The following is a 15,449-nucleotide window of genomic DNA, read 5'->3' on the forward strand; positions in this document are numbered from 1 at the left end:
GTTCATTTGTTTACAGCGCTTGGTGCGATGAAGCTAGGCATGGATATTTTACTAAAAGAAGAAGGTGTCAAGCTAGACAAAATTCTAGGACACGGAGGCTTGTTTAAAACAAAAGGTGTTGGCCAAATCATCATGGCGGGCGCACTAAATGTTCCTGTCACTGTAATGGAAACAGCTGGAGAAGGTGGTGCATGGGGGATTGCCTTGCTTGCATCTTATATGATGAACAAACAAGATGGTGAAATTTTAGATGAGTATTTAAATGAGAAAATATTCGGTGATGAAGCAGGTGAAACGATCTCCCCTAATCCGAAAGATGTAGATGGCTTTGCGCAATTTATGGAACGATATACCAAAGGCCTAGCTATTGAACGTGCGGCCGTAGATAATTTGAAATAACGGTTTGTTTTCTGTTAGATGGTTGATATAGAAGATCAATTTCCGGTTCGAAAAGAGCCATAAATTAACACGGTAGTTGTGTCTCACGCTAAGAAGAGTGAGGCACAACAACCGTTTTTTTTTAAAAGATAAGAAAGCAAAAAAAAGATCCAAGAGCTGTCTAGCACAGGGCGTCTACCGAAGTGGTAGGACTGATGAAACGAAGAAAATAGTTAGTAATTACTACCATCTTCAAAACAGATTTTTTTATCAAATATTTGTTATAATTTAAAATAGTTTACTGACGATAAAGGAGTTAGCCCTCATGCGCAAAGTTAGTGTATTAGTCATTGCCATCATCTGTGTTACTATTTTTTATTTTACAATTGTATCAGCAGTTAAAGTTTTTCGTAGTAATTGGCAGTTGCCAGAGTCAACGGATCAAGCTGAGATTAAAAATAGAATTATTTTAATTACACAAGGGCTGGACACGCCTTTTTGGGACAAGGTTAGTGAAGGGGCATTAAACCAAGCGAAGGAAGAAGGAGCAAGGCTTGAAGTATGGGGGAGTATTGGAAATAACCAGGAAGATTTTCTAAAGAAAATTGATATAGCGATCTATTCAAAGGTAGATGGTATTATTGTTCAAGGTTTAGATACGGATGAATTCAAGGAACTTACTAAAGTGAAGGCAGCCGCTTATGGAATCCCTGTTATTACTGTAGCGAACGATGTACCGATGGCAGAAAGTCTTCGTAGGACATACGTTGGTTCTAATCAATACCGGTCTGGGAAAATCATAGCAAAGCAGCTTATCGATGACATGGGCCAGGTGGGCAAGGTTGTCCTCTTGATTGATAATAGAAATGAATATTACCAAACCCAACGTTTAGAAGGAATCACAGACTTGCTAAGTCGCTATCCAAACATTGAATTAATCGAGGCAGTAACAGGAGATAGGAGAGAGGAAGTAATTGAGACGACAAAGAATGTAATGAATCAACATCCAAACATTGATGCGTTAATAACCGTCAATGCTAAATTCACCGGGGATATGGTAGAGGAAATTGAAAGACGTTCAAAAGTGGAGCCGTACTATATCTATTCATTTGACGATGACCCTGTACCGTTATCACTTCTTCGCGAAGGTAAGATTGATGGAATGATTGAGCAATCTCCAGAAATGATGGGTGAACTTAGTGTTACCTTGGTCATGAAATGGCTAAGTGGGGAAATGCTTCCACTAGATTTAAAAGGCTACTTAACGGATATACGTATGGTTAAGCAGGAGGACGTCCAATGAATAGTATTCAGAAAAAGATATGGGTGCTCGCGTTAAGTGTTCTTTTAGTTATGTCAGTCATTTGGATTTCGCTTATTTATTACAATCAAAAAATGCAAGACCAATATAACAATATATTAGAACGGTATTTAATTATGAATGAAGTAACAAGTTCAAGCCAGGAAATGATAACAGCATTGAACAATCACCTGATTTTTCCTTCATCAGAAAATCAACAATTAATTAACCAAAAAAGAGAAGAAATAGTACAAATGAAGGATGAGATTGCTGATTTTACAAATGTCGAAAATGAGTTAGCCTTAACTAACTACGTTAATTTAATCGAAAGTCTTGTGGAAGCAACTCAACGTTCGATGGCTTTTCAAATCGAAGAACAAACGGAGAACTCGAATACTGCATTTACTGAATCGAACAATATTTCTAACTATATATCGGAAATGACGCTCACACTAATTAATAAAGAACTGAAGACATATGACCGTTTTTACAGAGGCATCATTAATCAATCGAAAGAGTTAATTAAACTTGGAATTTGGTTGCTACTATTAATCTCAACACTTCTACTGTTTTTTACTTATTGGTTCTCAGTTCGCATTACAAAACCAGTGGAGAAGCTAACACGTGCAGCAAGTGCACTATCGAGAGGGCGTTTTGATTTAAAAGTAGAAGTAGATTCTAAGGATGAAATTGCCTTTTTAGCAAAAATGTTTGATCAAATGCGAATCAATATTAATAATCTTATATCTGAAATCCATCAAAAAGCAGAGCTTGAAAAAGAGTTACAAGAAAGTAAATTGCTTCTAAAAGAAAGCCAATTGCGAAGTTTGCAAAATCAAATTAATCCTCATTTTTTATTTAACACATTAAATACTCTATCAAAAAAGGCATATATGGAAGGATCAGAAGAAACGAGTGATTTACTTGTTGATGTTGCTGGTTTACTTAGATATAACTTGAAGCACTTAGATAAGACGATGACGCTTTTTGATGAAGTGCGAGTATTACAGCAATATATTGAAATTCAAAAAGCAAGGTATACAGATAGACTGAGCTTTTATAAAGAAATAGATGAGTCTTGTCTAAGTATCGAAATACCGGGTCTAACATTACAGCCAATTGTGGAAAATGCAGTAATCTATGCTGTAGAGCCACAAGAAGAAGGTGGCGTTATTTGGTTCCGTATTAAGGATGACGTGGACAGGGTCAAGGTAGAGGTGGAAGACGATGGTCCAGGTATGACAGAAGAAAAGCAGAAACAACTTTTGGCGGACAAGCCTGAATTATCTAAAGGTCATGCTTCTGGGATTGGCTTAAGTAATGTAATGAAACGCCTCCGTCTTTTTAATGGCAGAGAAGATGTAATGAACATCGAAAGTGAGTTAGGAAAAGGAACAAAAGTGACGATCTATATTTACAAGGAGAAGGGAGTTGATCAAAATCATCAAGATAATGATAGTAGATGACGAGCCAGTTGAGCGTGATGGGTTACAAATTATTTTAGAACACAATTTTTCCAATCTTGAAATAAAACAAGCGAAAAATGGAAGAATTGCCATTGAATTAGCGACAGAATTCCAACCAGACTTAGTGTTTATGGATATTCAAATGCCGGGTGTTACTGGTCTAGAAGCCATCGAAAAAATCAGTGCTGACAACTCCCGTATTAAATTTATTATGGTAACTGCTTTTGCTACATTTGATTATGCCCATGAGGCAATGAAACTGGGTGTAAGAGACTATATTGTGAAACCGAGCAGGGCGAAAGAAATTGTAGAAATAGTAGGAAAAGTCCTATCTAAAATAGAAGAAGAGCGGGAGTCACTAAAAAGAAATAATTTCCAACAGGAAGCATTGCAAAAGGCAATGTCTTTATTTGAAACGGATATCGTGACACAATTGTTATTTGATCATGTTCATGAAGTTCATCTAGAAGAGTTGGTTGAGCTATTGGAAATCAAAGTAACGGAGGAAAAATTCGTTATGAGCCTGCTCCTTCCACTGGGTTCAGAAACATATTATTCTACAATCAGAGATCATATTAGGCAGACAGGAAGTGGTTGGGTTGGTGCCCTTTATGGTCGGCAACTGCCAATGATTATTTTCCGTAATGATGATCTATCATTTAGGTCCCAAGCAACTTTGTTAGCACGTGATCTCCTCTCGTTAGTTAAATCTGGTCAAGATACGGAGTGGTTTATTGGGATTGGAAATGTCTATCAGTCCTTAGATCAAATCAGACTATCCTATCAAGAGTCGTTAATTGCAACAAGAGATACAGACCTGCCAGTTAAGTTTCGCTTTTATAATGATTTACCTGCCCTTGTTCCTGGATTTGATGAACAAACGACCAAGAAAAATGAACAGCAATTTTTTGAACTAATACGTAGTGGTCAGTGGAATGATATTTTCAAAAGTTTTGCTGGATTTATTGATCAATTAGAGTTAAAAGGTACAAACTTATTACAAACACAACAGCGTGTAATGGAGCTTTTTTGGATTGCTTCCCGTGTACTAAGTGAAATGGGGGTAGAACTAGATGCGCCGTTGTATTCCTTTCATGCTACCGACTACCGGCAACTGCGCGGTGAGACAAGCCATTTGCTCAAGAGAATGAGGCAATCATATGAAACGCGTAATGCGGAGCTAGAGGCTGATACCATCCAACAGATCAAACAATATATTGTCGACCATGCCCATCAAGATATATCATTAGAAGCAATCGGCAAAAAAGTAGGATTGAGCCCAATTTATATAAGTAAACTTTTCAAAGAGCAGCTCGGGATTAATTATATACACTTCTTAACAGAATGTCGGATTGATAAGGCAAAGAAACTGATGAGAGATCCGGAAAAAACGTTAAAGGAAATCACCTTCGAGGTTGGTTACCATGACCCTAATTACTTTAGTAAGGTGTTTAAGAGGATTTGTCACGTCTCGCCAACTGACTACCGGAAGAAGTTGCATGAGGCATAACGGTTTATATAATAGGGAAAGGATCTGAGCCGATTGAAACGTTTGTTTTTTGTACTAAATATAGGAGTGTTTTTATTCCTACTAGGTACTATCCTTTCTGCCTGTGAAAAGGATCAGAATCTTAATACAAAGTTACCACTACAACCAATTAGTGATTCTAAAGACGTTATAACAGGACCAGAACAGGTTAAAATTGGTTTTGCAATGGACACATTGGAAGAAGAGAGATGGCTAAAAGACAAAATGCTCTTTAAAGAATCTGTAGAAGCATTAGGTGCAGAAGTGAAGATTATGGCCGCTAACGGTGATGATGCCTTGCAGGTTTGGCAAGCTGAAAAGATGATCAGTCAAGGAGTTGATCTGTTGGTGATTGTACCACACAACGCTGAATCAACGGCAGCTATTGTTAAGAAAGCGCATCAAGCTGGAATTAAAGTAATTGCGTATGACCGCTTAGTGAAAAATGCAGAACTCGATATGTATGTTTCTTATGATAACGAACAAGTAGGTGTCCTACAAGCGCAGACAATCACAAGTATTGTGCCTAGAGGGAATTACGTGTATATCGGAGGTGCTGTTACGGATAACAATGCATATTTGGTTAAAAAAGGAGTTTTTAGCGTACTACAGCCATTAATCGATAAAGGTAAGATAACCGTTGTATTTGACGATTGGACGAAAGATTGGCTGCCAAGTAACGCTAAAGAAAATATGAAGCTTGCATTAGAAGTAAGTGCGAATCAAATCGATGCGGTTATTGCAGCAAATGATGCAACAGCGGGTGCTGTAGTTGAAGCGCTTGAGGAACAAGGATTAGCAGGACAAATTCCTGTTGCTGGCCAGGATGCAGAGTTAGCTGCAGTCAAGCGTATTGTTGCCGGAACACAAACAATGACCGTTTATAAACCCATTAAAGCATTAACGGAAACGGCGGCAAATCTAGCTGTTAAACTAGCAAGAGGAGAGGATGTTAAAACGGTTAAGCAAGTTAATAACGGTAGAATTGATGTACCATCGATTTTATTGTCGCCGATTGCTGTTGAGCAATCAAATATAAATGATACTGTTATTGCAGACGAATTTCACACGAAAGAAGACGTTTTTCGTGGTCAACAATGAGTTGAAAATGGAGCAGAGAAACTTGAGTCTCAATCAAGTTTCTTTTTATTTGAAAAATCCAAGAGCTGTCTAGCTCCGGGCGCCAAGCCCGCCTGATGTCATAAGTCAAGCCCTTCTGTGGCAAAGACCACCACGTCAGGGCTTATCTTATGCCTGACTAGTCTAGAAAGGAGCTTTTCTTAATCTTGAAATTTGGCTTCTTCATTTCTAGTAAATTTTTACTATATTAAAAAAATACAGAAGGATAACAAAATAGTACTATAAGAAACCGTTTTTATGTGAATGCTTCGATGATATATTTACCTTGTAAGCAATTACAACAAGTTTTGAAAGGGGATTCAACAAATATGAAAAAACGGTTTAAATTTATTCCTGTATTAGCTGTTGCAATTATGACAGTACTTTTAATTGCAGGATGTAGTAATAGTGGAAGTCAAGGCGGGCTTAGTATTGGTATCGTGTTACCAACAAAGGATGAGCCGAGATGGGTTCAAGATGAAGCAAGATTTAATGCTGCTTTAGAAGATTCCGAATATACAACTGAAATTCTTTTTAGCCAAGGGTCTTCTGCTAAAGAGAAGGAAAACGTAGAAACATTAATTAGTAAAGGTATCGATGTACTTATTATCGCTCCACAAGACGGGCCAGCTGCTGGTTCTGCGGTAGAAGCTGCTAAAGAAGAAGGAATCACTGTCATCTCTTACGATCGTTTAATCACTGATACAGAGGCAGTAGATTACTATGTAACGTTTGACAGTATCGCAGTAGGAAAAGAGCAAGGTCAATATCTAATCGACAACACAGAAGGCACAGGAGTTCCTCTTTACTTATATGCTGGTGCATCTTCTGATAACAACGCATTCTTATTCTTTGAAGGGGCATGGAGCGTACTTCAACCAAAAATCGCTGATGGCACATTTGTAATTGCAAATTCATCAGAGGCAGAAGCATTAAAGGATAAAGCGGAACTATCTCGTGATGAAATGGGTAAAATTCTAGGACAAATAACAACGAACTGGGATCCAAATGAAGCAAAAAATAAAGCGCAAACAAACTTAACAGCAGCTAGTGCCGAACTAAAAGGCGATGTTGCAATCTTAGCACCAAATGACGGAACAGCTCGTTCCATTTCAGACGTATTCGGATCTGATGGTGATGTAACTAGCTATAAAATAACTGGTCAAGATTCCGAAAAAGCTTCTATTCAATACATTATTGATGGCAAGCAGTCAATGACAGTGTTTAAAGACGTCCGTACTCTAGTTACTGATGCAATGAATATGGCAGTAACAGTATTAGATGGTAATACTCCAGAAACAACTGGTTCTTACAATAACGGAAGTATTGATGTTCCGGCGAAACAAACAGAAGTTATCGTAGTAGATAAAGAAAATGTTAAAGAAAAACTTATCGATTCTGGATACTATGAAGCTAGTGAATTTACTGGATTAGAATAATTGATAAATAGAATTCAAGGGAATTAGTGTTAGATTTAAAATCTAACACTTTTCCCTAGTTGTCTGGTTAAGGAGGCAGAATGATGAGCGATTATATTTTAGAAATGAACCAGATATCAAAAGAGTTTACGGGTGTTAAGGCGCTCTCAAATGTCAATTTTAAAGTTGAACGAGGGGAAATACATTTTCTAGTAGGTGAAAATGGTGCTGGTAAATCTACGCTAATGAAGGTGCTTAGTGGTGTATATCCATATGGCGCATACTCTGGAGACATCGTTTTTAATGGGGAAGTACAACAGTTTAACAAAATTAGTGATAGCGTTGACGTTGGGATTGCAATCATCTACCAAGAGTTAGCACTTTTTCCTGATTTATCAGTTTATGAGAATATTTTTGCTGGAAATGAAATACAAAACAAAGGCAAGATTGATTGGAATAAAGCTATTGTTGACGCGAAAGTAATGTTAAACAAAGTTGGTTTAAAAGTAAATCCTGAAACATTAATCAAAGATTTAGGAGTGGGGAAACAGCAATTAATTGAAATCGCAAAAGCATTGAGCAAGGAAGTTAAATTACTTATCTTGGATGAGCCCACTGCTGCTCTTAATGAAGATGATAGTGAGAACTTATTACAATTATTACTCGAATTGAAAAAACAAGGCATTACCTCCATTATGATTTCACATAAATTGAAAGAAGTAATTGCTATAGCTGATAAGGCTACGGTAATTCGAGATGGTGAAACCATTTGCACATTAAATAGTTCAAAAGGCGAAATTACCGAAGCAAACATTATTAGAAACATGGTTGGTCGAGAAATTGAAGATATCTATCCAAAGCGACCGAAAAAACAACTTGGTGAGAATGTTTTAGAGTTAACTAACTGGACAGCCTACGATCCAAAACTAGGGAGAAACGTTGCAGCCAATGTGAACATGCACGTAAAGCAGGGTGAAATTGTAGGTATAGCAGGATTAATGGGTTCAGGACGAACAGAACTTGCTTTAAGTATATTTGGAAATGCAAAAAATTATAAGATTCAAGGTGACTTAATGTTAGAAGGTCAATTGACCAAATTCAAACATACGAGCGACGCAATAAAAGCAGGAATTGCTTATGTAACAGAGGATCGAAAAGGCGATGGATTATTTTTGCTACAGGATATAAAAAGTAACATCTCAATAGGTAATTTAAAAGAACTGTCTGCAACTGGTGTTGTAGACGAGAATAAAGAAATTGTCATAGCACAAGGTTACCGAGAATCATTAGGTATTAAAACACCAACCTTGCTGCAACTTGTTGGTAACTTAAGTGGTGGTAATCAGCAGAAGGTTTCCTTAGGGAAATGGCTATTTGTAGGGCCTAAACTTCTAATCTTAGACGAGCCAACACGTGGTATTGATGTTGGTGCTAAATTCGAAATCTATTCGGTTATGAATGAATTAATAAATAAAGGCATGAGTATTATCATGATTTCATCGGAACTTGGTGAAGTTCTTGGTATGAGCGATCGCGTTTATGTTATGGCAGAAGGTGAAATAAAAGGGGAACTATCATCTGAAGAAGCCAATCAAGAAAAGATTATGCAGCTTGCGACGCAATAGGAGGTAAAACGAATGAATTATATTAACGAGTTGAAAGGACTTTTAAAGACTAACATCCGTGACTACGGAATGTATATTGCATTAATTGTCATTATGATTACGTTTCAATTTTTAACGAATGGATTATTTATGTCTTCACGTAATATTAGTAACTTACTAGATTCTGCTGGGTATATTGCTGTTCTTGCAGTCGGTGTTATGTTGGTTATTGTTATCCGACATATTGACCTATCAATTGGATTCTTAGCCGGTTTCCTTGGAGCAATAGCAGCGATTCTATTGATGCAATACGGACTGCCAGTATATATTGTTATTCCAATTATTTTGGTTCTTGGAATTTGTGCAGGTGGAATCACTGGATTTCTAGTAGCTAAAGTTGGAATTCCGGCATTTGTTGCAACGTTAGCCGGTTGGCTTATTTACCGTGGCGCTATCCTACTTGCTACTGAAAAGACTGGTACAATAATTGTTGACAATGATGCATTTAACGCAATCGGAAATGGTTACATTCCATCCATTGCTGAAGTAGGTGGGTTGCATTTACTTTCTTTAATTATTGGTGCACTGGGAATCATATTTTATATTTATAGTGCCATCTCCAATCGTAAAAATAAGATTAAATATGAATTCGAAGTTGTATCAAAACCAATCTTTGTCTTACAGTTATTATTTGTTTCAGCAATTATGGCCTATATTACATGGTTGTTGGCAGGCTACAACGGTTTTTCTTGGACAGTTATTATTATCCTTCTTGTTGTTTTTGTTTATCATTTTATAACAACAAAGACAGTGGTCGGGCGTCATATTTATGCAGTTGGTAGTAACCCGGAAGCTGCTCACCTTACTGGTATTAATGTTAGTAAAATAACATTTTTAGTGTTCGGTTCAATGGGTATGCTTTCTGCACTATCAGGTATTCTATTTACAGCTCGTTTGCAATCAGCAACTACAACTGCTGGTACCTTATTTGAGCTTGATGCAATTGCTGCAGCTTTCGTTGGCGGTGTATCTGCAGCAGGTGGTGTTGGTAAAGTTACTGGTGCTGTGATTGGTGCTATTGTTATGGCAACCTTGACAAACGGTATGAACTTAATGGGTGTAGGTATTGCACCACAGTACATGATTCGTGGTGGAGTTCTTGCGCTGGCAGTTATCTTCGACGTCATGACACGTAAACAAAAAGCGTAATTACTAAGGGGCCAAGGCTTCTTGTCCGGAAGGGATGAGAAGCCTTGGCCCCTGTTTAGTAAATTAATCGCCATCCCCATTTATATAATTATGATAAAATAAAATGAGACGAAGACAGGGAGTGAGATTTTGATATGGATATGATGACACCGTTCTCTTATAAAGGTCTAGCATTGAAAAACCGAGTGGTTATGCCGCCAATGTGCCAATTTAAGGCAACAGCTGAGGACGGTATTCCGAATGAATGGCATTATGTTCATTATGTAAGTCGAGCGGTTGGTGGTGCCGGACTTATTATTTTTGAAATGACGAATGTTGAGCCAGATGGACGTATTACTGACCGATGCTTAGGTTTATGGTCGGACAAGCATACAGAAGCTTTTCGGAAAATAATAACGCAATGTAAGCAATATGGAGCAAAAACGTGTATCCAAATTGCTCATGCAGGACGAAAAGCAGAAGATGCTGAAGTGCCGGTAGCTCCGTCTGCCATTCCTTATTCGGAAAGTTCAAAAGTACCTCATGAACTAACGAAAGCAGAAATCAAGCGATTGATCGGTGAATTTCAAGCTGCGACAAAACGTGCTGTTGATGCAGGCGTTGATGCGATTGAATTGCACGGAGCACACGGGTATTTACATCACCAATTTCTTTCTCCACACCTCAATCAACGACAGGATGAATATGGTGAGGACCGTGCATTATTCGGAGTAGAGGTAATTGAGGCCATGAAAGCGGTAATGCCAGTAGAAATGCCACTAATCATGCGCGTTTCTGCAAACGAATATGTTGACGGTGGTTATGACTTAGCCTACCTTGTTGAGATGTGTACGCGTTTTAAGGTGGCGGGTGTCGATATGTTTCATGTTTCCTCAGGTGGTGAAGGGCCATTACTCACACAGTTTAGTTCAGAACCAGGTTACCAGGTCCCTTATGCAGATGAGATTCGTACACAGCTTGGCGTTCCTGTCATTGCAGTTGGAAAGCTCGATGACCCACACCTTGCTAATCAGGTGTTAGCACAAGGGAAAGCCGACTTAGTTGCGGTTGGTCGGGGGATGTTAGATGATCCGTATTGGGCACACCATGCAGCAATTAAGCTTGGCCAAGAATATCAGGCTCCAGGTGTGTATCAGGAACATCTTAAATAGCAGGTAAGGCCAGGTACAGGTACCTGGCTTTATTCGTTCGCCAAATGTTATAGGTTATTGGAATCTTAGTTTTATATAACAAGGTTGATCATTATCAGGAATTGGGCTGAAATTATTTTGGATTAGAGAATAGATTTTAGATATTGTGAATTGGAAGGGGTTACAAAATTGAAAAAACTTCTCCTCGTCTATTTGTTGTTAATCGGATTATTTGTTTTATATGTTTATAAATATCAAACGGATGTTGCAACCACACGACAATGGTCAGAATCGAAATTTCAAGGAAGCATGGATGAAACCTATGTGATGGTCACGTTTCAAGTCGGCATTGATTATTGGAAACGGGCACTAAAAGGTTTTGAAGATGCAGCCGAAGCATTGAATGTATCTGTCGAGTACAGGGGCGCTACACAGTATGATGTTAATGAAGAAATTACTGTGCTAGAACAGGTTATAGCTCGTAAGCCTGCCGGTATAGCTGTTTCAACAATGGATCCAAAAGCATTAAATCCAGTCATTAATAAGGCTGTCGAAGCAGGTATTCCGGTTGTCATGTTTGATGCAGATGCACCGGACAGTAAAGCGTATTCTTTTTTAGGGACAAATAATTACAATGCGGGAGTTGAGGCAGCAAAAAAAATGGCTGAGCTTCTAGGTGGAAAGGGAGAAGTGGGGGTTGTTACACAATTGTCCCAATTAAATCACCAGGAACGGACACAGGGCTTTAAAGATACTATCTTTCGGGATTATCCAGACATGGAGGTTGTCTCAATCAAAAGCGGAAGAGGGGACCAACTAGAATCGAAACAGGTGACAGAAGATATGTTGGAACAATACCCTGAGCTAAAAGGGGTATTCGCTACCGAAGCAAACGGTGGGGTAGGAGTTGGTCAAGCAGTAAAGGACAATCAAATCATGGATTCTGTTAAAATCATTAGTTTTGATACAGATAAAGGAACACTTGATATGATTGATGAGGGTATCATTTCGGCTACACTGGCTCAAGGAACTTGGAAGATGGGATATTGGTCGCTTCAATTTCTATTTCATCTTAATAAAGGGATTGTCGAAGATGAGGAAAATGGTTCGCCCCTACCAAACTATCTCGACACAGGTGTAACAATCGTAACAGAAGAAAATGTGGATGATTTTTATCCAAAATAAATTTCGTGAGGATTGATTTAGTTGAGGAATTGGATACAAATAAATAATATACCGATTAGATTTAAATTGATTTCTCACTTTCTAATTATTGGAATTATTCCAATTCTGTGCTTGGGGCTACTAATCAACTGGACAGTGAAGCGAGTTGTTGAGGAACAAGTCAATGAAAACACTCTACAACTGATTAGTAAGGTCAACGAAACACTTGAATTTTATATGAATAATATGCAAAGTATCACTTATTATATTGGCTCAAATGAAAAAGTAATTGATTTTTTGGGGACGGGTAGCGATCAAATATTAGATGATGCAGAATACGAATTACAGAGGTATCTTCGTAAATTCACCACACTATCACCAGAAGTAGCAGGTATCCTAGTAGTTAACAATCAGGGAAACTACATTAGTAATGAACTTATAGTTCCTAATAACCGTGACCTTACGAAAGAAACATGGTATAAAAAAGCAATTAATAACAAAGGAATTTTTACAATTATTGGACAACCAACGAATAGAAGCATTTCCTCATTAGTAAATTATAAAAACGATGAGGTAGTAACTGCAGTTCGGGCAATCATTGATCCGTTTTCACAAGAGGTTCAGGGTGTTATTCTAATAGATTTAAAGCTAAGGGTTATCGCTGAAACGCTGGTCGATGTTCGATTAGGTAAATCGGGGTATTTAATGGTGGTGGATGGATTAAATGAGACGATATATCAACCAGATGATCCCCTAATCAAAGCGTTACCGGAGGATCGGCTGTTTACCAGCGAAAATTCTGGTTCTTTTTCAAAGGAAATTAATAACGAAAAAATCCAATTTATTTACCAACGATCGCCATTCACTAATTGGACGACAATAGGAGTATTTCCTACCAAGGAGACAATTTTTGAGATTAGAGAAATTCAATTTTATTTAATTGTTTTCATCATGCTTATTTTGTTCTTTGGAATACCGGTGTCCTATTTTTTTGCGAATTCAATTTCAAGTCCGATATCTCAGTTAATGTCATTTATGCGTAAAGCTGAAGCTGGTAAACTAAATGTCCGCTATGAGGAAAATCGCTACGATGAAATAGGAATGTTAGGGCGGAGTTTTAATAAAATGTTAAGTCAAATCAATGAATTAATGCGTGTGACGGAAAGAAATGAGAGAGAAAAGCGGCAAGCAGAGTTTAAGAGTCTTCAAGCAAATATTAATCCGCATTTTCTTTATAATACATTAGATACGATTCAGTGGATGGCAAGAAGAAAAAATGCAGATGAAGTGGCTGAAGTGGTAGAATCGCTAGCAAAACTATTTAGAATTGGTTTAAGTAAAGGAAGAGATATGATAACAGTCGATAGTGAATTCGAGCATATAGAAAGTTATTTACTTATTCAAAAAACGCGGTATCGTGAAAAATTAAATTATCAAATCAACGTCGACCAGCGAGCCAAATCCCTTTATGTGCTTAAATTTATTTTACAACCGATTGTTGAAAATGCAATTTACCATGGTATAAAACAAAGGCGAGGTCCAGGAAATATCTTAGTTTCTGTTCAAGAAAAAGAAGATAAACTTATCATAGTTGTTCAGGATGATGGCATTGGGATGTCAAAAGGTCAACTTCATCAAATGCGACAGGCGTTAAACGAGGCAGTTGAAAGAACTGAAAGCCAAACGGATGATAAAGAAAAAAAAGGATACGGAATTCTGAATGTACAGGCTCGTATATTGTTAGCCTTTGGCAAAGATTACGGGATCCAAATTGATAGTCAAGAACAAGAAGGTACTACAGTGGAACTAATGCTACCAATCTTGAAAGAGGGGGAGAGGCCAAATGCGTAAATGGAAAGTACTTATTGCAGATGATGAATTTATTATTCGTGATGGTATACGGTCCTCAATTGATTGGGAAAAGAACGGTATGGAAGTCGTAGGCGAAGCAGAAGACGGGGAAGAAGCCGTTGAACTTGCCGTTGAACATCAAATCGATGTTTTGCTCATTGATCTAAATATGCCTATTGTTGATGGGATTAATGCAATGAAGCAACTAAAAGAAAAACTACCACATTGCAAAATGGTCGTTATTTCTGGGTATGATGATTTTAGTAATGCACAGGAAGCAATTAGGCTACAGGTGGTAGATTATTTACTAAAACCAGTAAATCCAGAAAAACTTAATCAGCTAATCGAAGACTTAAAAGGAAAATTAGAAGATGAAATGAACCATCAGAATTATTTGGAACAAGCAACGAAACAAATTAACAAGAATCATAGCCAGTTAAAGACAAGGTTTTTCCAGGATTGGATCGATGGTAAGCTGAAACAAGAGGAAATTGAGGCACAATTACAATTTTTAAAGCTCCCACAAGTAGTGCCTGTCCAACATCTTGCAATCAAATGGCCAGATTACCACTTAAATCAAACAATGATTCAGGAACATCAACGGCAGAGCTTCTTGTATGCGATTGAGAACATCATTGAAGAAATGTTAGAATCTAACCAAATAGCAATATTCCGAGATAGGTCCTATTTGTTAAATGTTTTCTTATGGGACTCCATTAGCGTAGAACAAGTGGCTCAAATTGGAGCAGCTATTCGAACTTATTTGAATATTAATGTCTATTCTCATCTCGAAACGATGGAAAATATCAAGTTAACAGACATATACCGAGTGTATGAACGGAGTAAATTAGAAGTTGAAAAACAGTCACAGGTTTCCCCAATTGTTAAGGGAGTTCAACAATATTTAAATGAAAATTATCATGATTCAACGATGAATTTGGCTAAAGTTGCTGATGAGTTTCATGTGACAAAGGAATATTTAAGTCGAATCGTTAAGCAGGAATTAGGGATTTCCTACGTAAGTTTGCTTAGTGAAATTAGAATAAACAAAGCTATCGATCTACTAAAGACGACAGACATGACAATAAGGGAAATAGCTGAAAAAGTTGGGTATGATTCACAGCATTACTTTAGTACAGCTTTTAAAAAAGTGGTTGGGTTATCGCCAAAACAATTTAAATAGAGTGAGTGGTATGGTTCATGATAAATGAGCAAAGTAAAAACGCTAGGGAAATTATAGTAACCAACAACTCGGGGGGTGGGTGGGTGGTTCTGTATCATT

12 protein-coding genes are annotated in these 15,449 nt (G+C 37.6%); all 12 read left to right on the top strand.

The window, feature by feature from the left end:
• Window positions 1-399: FGGY-family carbohydrate kinase (locus NC799_RS15165; protein ID WP_272447286.1), on the top strand; the 399-nt coding region annotated here is incomplete at its 5' end.
• A gap of 304 nt (window positions 400-703) precedes the next feature.
• Window positions 704-1,681, top strand: a complete 978-nt coding sequence (locus NC799_RS15170) for a sugar ABC transporter substrate-binding protein (RefSeq protein WP_272447287.1) — start codon at window positions 704-706, stop codon at window positions 1,679-1,681.
• The gene (locus NC799_RS15175) at window positions 1,678-3,144 is read left to right on the top strand and encodes a sensor histidine kinase (RefSeq protein ID WP_272447288.1); all 1,467 of its coding nucleotides are present in this window, start codon (window positions 1,678-1,680) and stop codon (window positions 3,142-3,144) included. The genes NC799_RS15170 and NC799_RS15175 overlap by 4 nt, the downstream gene beginning before the upstream one ends.
• Window positions 3,119-4,654 carry a response regulator gene (locus NC799_RS15180; RefSeq protein ID WP_272447326.1) on the top strand — a complete coding sequence of 512 codons (1,536 nt, stop codon included), beginning with the start codon at window positions 3,119-3,121 and terminating at the stop codon, window positions 4,652-4,654. The genes NC799_RS15175 and NC799_RS15180 overlap by 26 nt, the downstream gene beginning before the upstream one ends.
• A 33-nt stretch (window positions 4,655-4,687) precedes the next feature.
• Window positions 4,688-5,773 (top strand): sugar ABC transporter substrate-binding protein, encoded by a 1,086-nt coding sequence (locus NC799_RS15185; RefSeq protein ID WP_272447289.1) that lies wholly within the window; start codon window positions 4,688-4,690, stop codon window positions 5,771-5,773.
• 347 nt (window positions 5,774-6,120) lie between these two features.
• Window positions 6,121-7,230 (top strand): sugar ABC transporter substrate-binding protein, encoded by a 1,110-nt coding sequence (locus NC799_RS15190; protein WP_272447290.1) that lies wholly within the window; start codon window positions 6,121-6,123, stop codon window positions 7,228-7,230.
• Window positions 7,231-7,313: 83 nt separating this feature from the next.
• Window positions 7,314-8,834, top strand: a complete 1,521-nt coding sequence (locus NC799_RS15195) for a sugar ABC transporter ATP-binding protein (RefSeq protein WP_272447291.1) — start codon at window positions 7,314-7,316, stop codon at window positions 8,832-8,834.
• A 12-nt stretch (window positions 8,835-8,846) separates the two neighbouring features.
• Complete coding sequence (locus tag NC799_RS15200; RefSeq protein ID WP_272447292.1) at window positions 8,847-10,022, top strand: sugar ABC transporter permease; 1,176 nt, start codon at window positions 8,847-8,849, stop codon at window positions 10,020-10,022.
• 134 nt (window positions 10,023-10,156) lie between these two features.
• The gene (locus tag NC799_RS15205) at window positions 10,157-11,173 is read left to right on the top strand and encodes an NADH:flavin oxidoreductase/NADH oxidase (protein ID WP_272447293.1); all 1,017 of its coding nucleotides are present in this window, start codon (window positions 10,157-10,159) and stop codon (window positions 11,171-11,173) included.
• A gap of 168 nt (window positions 11,174-11,341) precedes the next feature.
• Complete coding sequence (locus NC799_RS15210) at window positions 11,342-12,337, top strand: substrate-binding domain-containing protein (RefSeq protein WP_272447294.1); 996 nt, start codon at window positions 11,342-11,344, stop codon at window positions 12,335-12,337.
• 21 nt (window positions 12,338-12,358) lie between these two features.
• The gene (locus NC799_RS15215; protein WP_272447295.1) at window positions 12,359-14,167 is read left to right on the top strand and encodes a cache domain-containing sensor histidine kinase; all 1,809 of its coding nucleotides are present in this window, start codon (window positions 12,359-12,361) and stop codon (window positions 14,165-14,167) included.
• A complete protein-coding gene (locus NC799_RS15220; RefSeq protein ID WP_272447296.1) occupies window positions 14,160-15,350 on the top strand; it encodes a response regulator transcription factor in 1,191 nt (396 codons plus the stop codon). The genes NC799_RS15215 and NC799_RS15220 overlap by 8 nt, the downstream gene beginning before the upstream one ends.
• Window positions 15,351-15,449 lie beyond the last annotated feature (99 nt).

The sequence above is a fragment of the Aquibacillus salsiterrae genome, from assembly GCF_028416595.1.
Classification (GTDB): domain Bacteria; phylum Bacillota; class Bacilli; order Bacillales; family Amphibacillaceae; genus Aquibacillus_A; species Aquibacillus_A salsiterrae.